Raw genomic sequence first — 8,206 nt, forward strand, 5'->3', positions numbered from 1 at the left:
CGACACTCTTCATTGATTGCGGAACCGTCGTCCCCCGGGGACAGCGGCAAAGAGCTGGCGGGTATATTCGTGCTGGGGATTGGCAAAGAGTGCCGCAGTCTCTCCACTCTCCACGATCCGGCCTCGTTGCATGACCGCGATCCGGTCGCAGATCTGCGCCGCTACCCGGAGATCGTGCGTGACGAACAGAATCGCGAGACCGAGGCGTTCCTGAAGTTCCTTGATGAGAGTGAGAATCTGCGCCTGAACCGAAACGTCCAGGGCGGAAACGGCCTCGTCCGCGACAATCACGTCCGGCTCCAGGGCAAGCGCGCGCGCAATGCCGACTCGCTGTCGCTGTCCGCCGGAGAACTCATGCGGGTAACGATCGATGGCATTGGGAGAGAGAGCCACAAGCTCCAATAGCTCCCGCGCCCGCTCGAATGCCTTCTCGGGCGCAACCCCATTGGCAATCGGGCCATCGGCGATGATCCGGCCGATGGTCTGGCGAGGATTGAGCGACGCGAACGGGTCCTGGAAGATCATCTGGATCTTCTTGCGATGCGGCCGCAAGGCCGATGTCGATAGATCGCTGATGCGCAATCCGCCCAGTTCGATCTTGCCGGAATCAGGCTCGATCAGGCGCAGACAGCAGCGCCCCACGGTCGACTTCCCGGATCCCGATTCTCCAACGATGCCGAGGGTTTCGCCCTTGGCAAGGGTAAAGGTAATATTCTCAGCCGCTTTAACTTCACGCCCTGCGGAAAAGAAGGATCGTTTCCGGTACACCTTCTCCAGGTTCTCCACCGACAGAATCGGCTCCTTTGGTGGAGACTTGGGACGCTCGGGCGGGACCAGCGATGGAACGGCGGCCAAGAGACGGCGGGTGTATTCATGCCGCGGCCGGGAGAGAACCTCGTCTCCCGTACCCTCCTCAACCAGCGTACCGTGCTGCAGCACCGCGATGCGATCCGCGATCTCGGCCACGACGCCGAAGTCGTGCGTGATGAACAGGACCGCTGTGCCGTGCTGACGCCGCAACCGGTCGATCAGTTTTAGAATCTGCGCCTGCGTGGTGACATCAAGCGCGGTCGTCGGCTCGTCAGCGATGAGAAGCTTGGGCTCGAGCGCCAAGGCCATGGCGATCATCACGCGCTGACGCTGTCCACCCGAGAGCTCATGAGGATACGCACGCGCTATGCGTTGCGGATCCGGCAGACCGACCTCGTCGAGCAGTTCCACGACCCTTTTGGCGCGCTTTGGCCCATCGAAGACCTGATGGGCCTCGAACATCTCGGAGATCTGTTGTCCGATGCGCATGACCGGATTGAGGGAGGTCATCGGCTCCTGGAAGATCATGCCGATTTCACGGCCCCGCACCGACAGCATCGTGGCGGGATCGAGGGAGAGGAGATCGCGGCCACCAAGACGGATCGCCCCGCTGGTCGGCTTCACGGCGGCGGGCAGCAATCCCATGGCCGCATGAGCAATCATGGACTTTCCGGAGCCGGACTCGCCGACGACGCAGAGCGTTTCCCCCGCCCTGATGGAGAGCGACACGTCGTTCACCGCATGAGGACGATCGGCATAGGAGGGCAGCGCCAGCGTCAGCTTCTCGATAGAGAGGACCGGATTTTCCATCATTGCCTCCCTCGCGCCAGGCGTGGGTTGAGGGCATCGTTAAGCCCCTCGCCGGTGAGATTGAGCGCCAGTACGGTCAGGAAGATCGCAATGCCGGGAAAGAAGCTGATCCACCAGGCATCCAGCAGACGGGTTCTTCCAGCGCCGACCATGTAGCCCCAACTCATGAGATTGGGATCGCCGAGACCAAGGAAGGAGAGCGACGATTCCAGCAGAATGGCTGATGCCACCATCAGCGAGCCCATCACGATGATCGGCGCGATGGTATTGGGCAGGACCTGACTGAAGATGATCCGGGGTGTCGACTGCCCGATCGTTACTGCCGCCTGCACATATTCCCGTGACCGAAGCGAAAGAACCTCGCCCCTGACCAGTCGGGCGACTGGTGGCCAGCTCACTACGCCGATTGCGAGGACAATCGAGGCCAATGATGGCTGCAGGACCGCAACCATCACAATGGCCAGAGCAAAGCTTGGAATAGTCTGGAAGAATTCCGTGAAACGCATCAGTGCATCGTCAACGAAGCCGCCGGCATAACCCGCGACGGCTCCGAGCGGCACTCCTATAAGGAGTGCGACGATGGTCGAGACGACGCCGATCAGGAGGGAAACGCGGGCACCATGCACCAACCCGGCTGCGATGTCGCGACCGAGCATGTCCGTCCCGAGCGGGAACCTGTCCATCGTAAACGGTGCCATGAACGGCCTGCCGACCATGCGCCATGGCGATTGCGGGAAGAGAGTTGGGCCGATCACAGCGAAGGCCATGACTGTGAGCAGGATGATGAGGCCTATGACGGCCCCGCGGTTGCGAATGAAGCGTTTCAGAAAGTTCACGCCGCCACCTCGATGCGCGGATCTGCGACACGGTAAACGATGTCGGTGATCAGGTTGAAAGCCACGACCATGGCCGAGGACACGAAAAAGACACCCAGCAGGACAGAGTAGTCGCGCTGGATCAAGGCGTCGAACATCAGCCGCCCGATACCTGGCCACGCAAAGACTGTTTCGGTCAAAACCGCACCACCAACGAGTTGGCCTGCCTGCAATCCGGCGAGTGTGACCACTGGCAGGATCGCATTCCGGGCGATGTGTCGTCGAGTGATGACGGAATCTGGAAGCCCTTTGGCTCGCGCGGTCTTGACGAAATCAGCCCCGGTGACCTCCAGCATCGACGCACGCATCATGCGGGCGTAGAGCGCCGTGAAGAAAAGCCCGAGGGTAATAGCAGGCAAGGCAAGGTGCTGCGCGATATCGGACACTCTGCTGAGGCCAGTGTAGCCCGCACCGATGGTTTCGTAACCGACGTTGGGCAGCCAGCCGAGCTTGAGGGCGAAGACGATCTGGCTCATCAGCGCGACCCAGAAGAGCGGCGTTGCATAGAAAATGAGGGCAATCGTGGTGATGAGGCTGTCGGACCAGCGCCCTGCACGCCTTGCCGCGAGTGTTCCGAGGAGCACGCCCAGCAGCAGTGAGATCAGGAAAGCCATTCCGGTCAGGATGAGCGTCGCGGGAAGCCGGTCGAGGATCAGCGTCAGAACCGGCTGTTCCTGCCGATAGCTGAATCCGAGGTCCAGTGTTGCGTAACCCTTCAGATAGATCCAGAGCTGATGCAGCAAGGGTTGGTCGAGGCCGAAGCGTTCGCGCAACTGCGCGAGCAATACGGCATCGGCTTCACCAGCCTGACCGGCCAAGACCATAGCCGGATCACCAGGCGCGGCGCGTATGAGGAAGAAATTCAGAACGGCGATGGCGAAAAGAACGATCACGCCTTTGATGAGGCGTGTTCCCGCAAAGCGGACGAAGTGCATGAGTCAAACCAATCTTGATGGAACCAGAGCGGCTGTGATCATTAGGTCGCCTCTCCGCCTTACAAACGTCAGGCGGAGAGGCACAGATCACACTGTTCTTATTCCTTCCAAGCGTCGCGGAAACCGTCGTTAAGACCGATTCCGGTCGTCACGAGATTCTTGACGTTGCAGCGGTAAATCGTCGGAAAGTCCAACTCCAGGAGCCAAAGAACCGGCAGCTCATCCGTGAGGATCTGCTGCACTTTGGTATAGAGCTTCTGGCGTCCTTCTTCGGTCGGCGCTACGGCCGCTTCGGCAAAAAGCTTGTCGACCTCCGGATTGGAATAGCCTCCGACGTTTCCGAAGGGGTTGCCCTTGACGATGTTGCTGGAAACATAGCTCCGCGCCACGCCGATCGCCGGATCTCCGAGCTGATAGACGAAGTTGAAGGAGAGATCGAAGTCGAAGTTGCCGGTTTGCTGGGTCCACCCCGCCACGTCGGTGTTCACGAGCTCAGCGTTGACGCCGACATCCGCCAGGTTCTGTTTGACCGCTTCCGCCCAGCGATTCCAGGTTTCACCGTAAGGCAGCCCCATGATCTTGATCGGCTCGCCCTTGTAGCCGGATGCCTTGATCAATTCCTTCGCTTTGGCCGGATCATAATCGTACTTCTTTACCTCGTCCGAATAGAATTTCGTCTTCGACGCAATCGGACCGGTGGGCTCCTTTCCGAGGCCGCCGTAGATCACATCCTTGCCGAACTCCTTGTCGATCGCATGCATCAGCCCCTGACGGAATTGCTTGTTGCCGAGAATGCCGTTGCGATGGTTGACCGTGATCCAGGCGATCGGGGCCATCATCTCCCAGCCTTTTGTCGTCATGCAGGTGTTCGGCAGCTTGGAGAGGCGCGGAACGTCATAGACATCGACCGATCCGCCTGGGAGAACATCGACCTTGCCCGTCTCGTAAGCAACAGCACGCGCTGCTGCGTCAGGGATGACGTGCCAGTAGATCTCCGAGAGAATGGGCTTGTCCTTGAGCCAGTAATTCTCGTTCTTGGTCAGGTGGATGTAAGAGCCCTTCTTCCACTCTTTCAGCTTGAAGGGCCCTGTGCCGATCGGCGTATTGTTCATCGGGTTGGCCCGGTAATCAGTGCCTTCATAGATATGCTTCGGCACGATCGGGGCCGATGCCGGCTCCAGCGCCAGCATCAAGGGTCCAAAGGGCTGCTTCAATGTGATCCGGACTGTGAGGTCGTCAACCTTCTCGATCTTATCGATCTGGTTATTGGCAATCGGACGCCAGCGGGGATGTACCTCACGCAGGAACTTATCGAGTGAGAAGACAACGTCGTCCGCTGAGAACGGCTTGCCGTCGTGCCAGGTTACGCCCTCTTGCAGCTTGAATGTATAAGTCTTGGCGTCGCTCGATACCTCCCAGCTTTTCGCGAGAGAGGGCTGCGGCTTGAGCTTCTCGTCGTAGCGCAGCAGGGACTCATAGATGTTACCGGCCACCATATTCGTCGTGGCATTCTGGTTGAGGCCCTGCATCAGGCTCGGAGGCTCTGGCTGGACGACGACGTGCACCGTGCCTCCCGCCTTCGGAGCCTGCGCCCATACACTCGACGTACCGGTGGCTACTCCAGTGATAATCACGGCAGCAGCCGCCTTTTTCCATAATTGCATCAATCGTTCTCCGGAGATTCTGTTTGTCGTGACCGGCATTTTCTCCGGCCTTGTCAGCGAAACGTAATACATTAACCATGACTGCTGCGGTGAACTGGGTGCCCAGTTCACGGCGAGCCACGGCGGTTCTCTTCGGTGTGGAACCTGCCCTCCTTAAGGGTGGAGGCGGATCCCTTTCAAAGATAGCTCAAGCTTATTTTCGAGTGTTGCGCAGTTTGTGCGGTTCACGCCCAAATTCCTAGCATGAGATGCCGAAGTGATAGGCTTCCCCGGCACAAGCAGAGCAATTGTTCAATCATCGCTCTGGATCCGCACGGCTCCTGGAAGCAGGTTCTGTCGCGGCTGTCGGGAGGGCTTTGCGCCAGCAACTTGGGCGATTTCCCACGAACCTGTCCGACGTGCTTCAACGGGCCGCCAGACCGAAGAGTTGGTTCACGGCGCGTGATTTCGCCTGTAATGCCAGGCTGCGCGAAGCCGCAGAGGCCACGACGGATCACGCGCTTGAGAGCACGTTCCGTAACAACCAAGGTTAACGCAACAGCCCATTGACCGTGAATACGGTTGTTCAGGCGATGGCTCGCATTGGAAACTGTTCGTCCCAGCTATTCTGCTGAGTCCTTTGAACATCCGCGATGAAAGCTGCGACGGATTCGTGGGGCATCGGCTTGGCGATGAGGTAGCCTTGGGCCTGAGAGGCACCAGCCAGCCGCAGGGCATTGAGCTGCTCTTCCGTTTCGACGCCTTCGGCGGTCGTACTCATTTTTAAGTCGTTCGCCAGACCGATAGTCGCTTTGATGATCGCACGGCTGTCAGGCGAATCCGTCATTCCACGCACGAACGACTGATCAATCTTGATTTTGTCGAAGGGAAAGCTTCGGAGATAACTCATCGATGCATAGCCAGTGCCAAAATCATCGAGCGAGATCGCGACTCCTAGAGCCTTGAGCCGCTTGAGCGTCGTCGTTGCTTCCTCGGTGAGTTTGACAGATTCCGTGATCTCCAGGACCAACCGGTGGGCCGGCAGACCAGATATGGTCAAGGCCTTCCTGACGCTGGCGAAAACGTCACGGCATTTGAACTGGACCGGAGAGAGATTGACCGCAACCTTCAACGGCAGGACCCAGGCCATGGCGGTCGAGCAGGCTTCCTCGAGGATCCAGTCGCCGATTGAACCAATAAGGCCTGACTCTTCAGCGGCCGGAATGAACTGCAGAGGAGAGATCATGCCTTTCGTAGGGTGCTTCCATCGCACCAGCGCCTCACAGCCCCAGATCTGATTTGTCGCCAAATCGAGGATTGGCTGGTAGTGCAATTCGAGCTCCTTGTTTTCAAGGGCGCTCTTCAAGGCTCCCTCAAGTGCGCGACGTTCCGCCCGGGAATCCTTGATGTTCGCGTCGTAGAGCCGATGGCCACTGCCGGTATTGGACTTTGCCTCGTAGAGAGCGATATCGGCCGACTTCATGAGCTCGGTTGAGGTCCTGCCGTCAGAAGAAGCTACCGCGACGCCAATGGAAAGCCCAACATCGATCTCCGTGCTGACGGCTGTGCATGGAACCTTCATGGCGTCCTGAATGGCCGTGATGAGATCTGTGATCTGCTGCCGATCTCTGATCGGCCTTTGAATGATAGCAAACTCGTCGCCGCCGATACGAGCGATGAAGTCATTCTTTTTAAGACGCTCGCGCAGGCGCCGTGCCACGGCTCGAAGAATCTCGTCTCCCGCTACATGCCCATAACTGTCATTGATGTCTTTGAACCGGCCGATATCGATAATGTGCAACGCAAAGTCTGCGCCGGACCTTTGAGAGGCAAGGAATGTCCGCTTCAGCTCGTCGAGGAAGAGCTGCCTGTTGGGAAGTTTGGTCAGGATGTCATGACGCGACAGATAGCTCTCGCTGGCAGCCCTAAGAATGCCGGTTCTGACATGCCTGAAGCCTAACAGACTGGCTGTGCCGATTGCGATATCCATAAGATAGGCGATGAACCCGATCAAACGGGCCTCCAGGCGCCGTCCGGCCATGAGCTCTGCCACAGCTCTGCTGACGGCTATGCCGCATGGATAATTAGCGAGAGGATAAAGAGCGACCAGTCGCTCGTTATTGTCGATCCGGCTGACGTCACGAATGAGCGTAGGGCTGTTCTTCGCAATCATTCGCTGCAGAGGAGTGTTGGGCTTCCAAATTCTGTGTCCAACGGCTCTCTTAGCATTTGGACTATGAGCCAGAATGATGCCATCGCGCCGATAAAGCGTGATCGCCAACGAGCGAGCCCTGAGATGATCTTCGTAAATTCTCTCAAATTGGCTGAGGTCGACCGTCGATACAATAATGCCGAGGAATTTGCCGTCAGCGTCTTTTATTTTCCGGGCAAGGGAGAGAACTCTTTTTCCGGTAGCCGGAATCCTGATAGGTTCGCTGAGATACAATACTAATGATGCATCCATTGAGAAAGCCCGACAATAGGATGCGTCATTCACATAGATCGGGTCGAAAATGAGATGTGGATTTGATGAGCCAATGATCCGACCCCGTGCATTGACCAAGTCAATGCGGATGATGTGGGGAAGGGAGTGGCACGCCTCCACCAGGATGGTCTTCGATGCCTTCGACGCGGCGAATCTGTCGAACTCGTCCGCTCTGAGGCTCTCTTGCGGAATTCTGCCGACCACGTCGCGCAGAACACTCTCAATGGACTGGAATACGCTATCCGTCCTCTCCTGAAGAGCGAGTGCGAGGTTTGCGAGATCGCTCTCAGCTCTCCCGAGACCGTCCGTGTACCCACGGATAAAGAGGATGGCTGCGCCGATGACTGCGGCAGTCGCTGTCAAGATGCTGAGGGAAATGATCAAATAAGCTGGCACAGCGGATTTCGTTTCGGCTTTTTAGCGACGGTCTCTGCCAGAATTCGCTGGAATTTGTCGTTATTTCGTTAACCCTAGCCAAGATCACGTTCACTTTGAGGAAAAATGAGGAAGGCCCCTGCCTCTTCAAATGGCTCGATCCTCGTCGAACCCGCTCCTTGCATCCATCCCGAAGAAACGCGCAGTGAATAGGAGTCGACCGGGCTCCTGCGATCGCCTGCCGAGCGGGCCCCTCTCCGCGCCGGCGCGGCG

At 58.0% G+C, this 8,206-nt stretch carries 5 protein-coding genes; all 5 read right to left on the reverse strand.

Annotated elements, in window-relative coordinates; all coding sequences use genetic code 11:
* Nucleotides 1-9 precede the first annotated feature (9 nt).
* On the reverse strand, nucleotides 10-1,620 hold the full coding sequence (locus ACUXUR_RS25715; RefSeq protein ID WP_445505198.1) for an ABC transporter ATP-binding protein: 1,611 nt from the start codon (nucleotides 1,618-1,620) through the stop codon (nucleotides 10-12).
* Nucleotides 1,620-2,456, reverse strand: coding sequence for an ABC transporter permease (locus tag ACUXUR_RS25720; protein ID WP_445505192.1), 837 nt, complete (start codon nucleotides 2,454-2,456; stop codon nucleotides 1,620-1,622). Before ACUXUR_RS25720 ends, ACUXUR_RS25715 begins: the two co-directional genes overlap by 1 nt.
* The gene (locus ACUXUR_RS25725) at nucleotides 2,453-3,430 is read right to left on the reverse strand and encodes an ABC transporter permease (RefSeq protein ID WP_445505193.1); all 978 of its coding nucleotides are present in this window, start codon (nucleotides 3,428-3,430) and stop codon (nucleotides 2,453-2,455) included. Before ACUXUR_RS25725 ends, ACUXUR_RS25720 begins: the two co-directional genes overlap by 4 nt.
* Before the next feature lie 98 nt (nucleotides 3,431-3,528).
* On the reverse strand, nucleotides 3,529-5,094 hold the full coding sequence (locus ACUXUR_RS25730; RefSeq protein WP_445505194.1) for an ABC transporter substrate-binding protein: 1,566 nt from the start codon (nucleotides 5,092-5,094) through the stop codon (nucleotides 3,529-3,531).
* A gap of 565 nt (nucleotides 5,095-5,659) precedes the next feature.
* A complete protein-coding gene (locus tag ACUXUR_RS25735; RefSeq protein WP_445505195.1) occupies nucleotides 5,660-7,954 on the reverse strand; it encodes a putative bifunctional diguanylate cyclase/phosphodiesterase in 2,295 nt (764 codons plus the stop codon).
* Nucleotides 7,955-8,206 lie beyond the last annotated feature (252 nt).

The organism is Microvirga medicaginis, from assembly GCF_052658925.1.

Bases quoted from the DNA above. Each gene is read 5' to 3' on its own strand.
- ACUXUR_RS25715 (WP_445505198.1), bottom strand. From the start codon at position 1,620: ATGGAAAATCCGGTCCTCTCTATCGAGAAGCTGACGCTGGCGCTGCCC.
- ACUXUR_RS25725 (WP_445505193.1), bottom strand. From the start codon at position 3,430: ATGCACTTCGTCCGCTTTGCGGGAACACGCCTCATCAAAGGCGTGATC.
- ACUXUR_RS25730 (WP_445505194.1), bottom strand. From the start codon at position 5,094: ATGCAATTATGGAAAAAGGCGGCTGCTGCCGTGATTATCACTGGAGTA.